Source organism: Microbulbifer mangrovi, from assembly GCF_002009015.1.
GTDB lineage: Bacteria > Pseudomonadota > Gammaproteobacteria > Pseudomonadales > Cellvibrionaceae > Microbulbifer > Microbulbifer mangrovi.
The window spans coordinates 1-1,130 of the sequence record NZ_LZDE01000102.1; the positions used below are offsets into that span (position 1 = coordinate 1).

The 1,130-nt window shown below is 47.8% G+C and carries 1 protein-coding gene and 1 pseudogene; one reads left to right on the plus strand and one right to left on the minus strand.

Translation table 11 applies throughout. From position 1 onward, the window contains the following. Window positions 1-92: 92 nt before the first annotated feature. Complete coding sequence (locus B4U49_RS00485) at window positions 93-968, minus strand: hypothetical protein (protein WP_078082652.1); 876 nt, start codon at window positions 966-968, stop codon at window positions 93-95. Window positions 969-978: 10 nt separating this feature from the next. On the opposite strand from B4U49_RS00485, the pseudogene B4U49_RS00490 reads away from it, so the two are divergent. Then, window positions 979-1,130, plus strand: a pseudogene (locus B4U49_RS00490) (hypothetical protein); the annotation flags it as partial.

A 1,130-nucleotide genomic window follows, 5' to 3' on the forward strand; every position in this document is an offset into this window, starting at 1 on the left:
AGGCGAACACCCGGATCTCCGGACTGTTCGCCTGCGAGGCAGGTTCCTACGGGGCCAATTCAAGTACGCCCAACCTAATACTTTTTAGAAAACTATCCCACCAACGCCTTCCGCTGTTTCTCATTCATTTCAACGATATTCAAACCCGTCTCGTCCACAGTTGCCGGCCATTTTAATGGCGGGAACTCTTTGCTGACAGACAGATCTGGGCAGCTTTTGCGGATCTCGGCAAGCTCCCGTGCAAGTTCGGGCGAGGGAGTGAATGTTACGCTATTGATGATGTTGTCGATTAGTTCTTCGGCTGGCTTTGGACTGATGGCTGCATTTCTTTTCTCAAAACTACCTGCAGCGGATTGATTGTGACTTAAGTAAAAGAACAAAATTCTATTGGAAGATATTGGGAAACAGAACATTGTACTTCGATTGCTCCAGCATTCGCTTTCAACCTTAAAGCGCGCAGCTGGTACGGGGAACTGCTTAAAAGGCTCCCAATCAATCGGCCCCAAATAATCCGGAGAACCATCTTCATGCATATGCCCATAGTCTGCAGTTAAGAAGGCGGCTACGGCAGCTTCGAAAGCTCGAGGATGAAGAAAGTTTAAGTTGTGTTGCTGGTTCACGGGTGAAATCGCAGCTATATATAGGCTTGCTCTTGCCTTTTCGCCGGTAAACCATGGGCCATAAAATGCATATTTCCTTTGAAAAATGGCAGTGGACGCCCAAGTGTCATCGTAAGATTTTATGTCGCGAGTATTTAGCCTCTCTAGATTGTCTTCCTTCCAGCTGGATGTGAGTTGTTCAGATCCAGGGCGGAAGAAGTGATATTGCGTAGGTGCTCGAAAGGAAACTTCGCTTCCTTGTAAGCGATAAGTGTATTTCTTCGCAGAATGAAAGTTGGGCCCCTTTGGTACACAAAACCCGGTGTGCTCCCGAAATTTAAACCTTGTATATTTGATAAAATCCAACATCAGAATTTACTCTCGCTGTGTGAAACCACCGATTATCGCTGGGGATATCTCGCGGCCTAATCCGATGACCGCGCAGTGGAGCGAATACGCCCAGAGCCTGAGTAAGAAGCCGGTAAAAGGTATGCTCACCGGCCCGGTTACCATCCTCAACTGGTCCTTCCC

What these genes read in the sequence shown, in the direction of transcription:
- B4U49_RS00485 (WP_078082652.1), bottom strand. Translation starts at nt 968, where the DNA reads ATGTTGGATTTTATCAAATATACAAGGTTTAAATTTCGGGAGCACACC.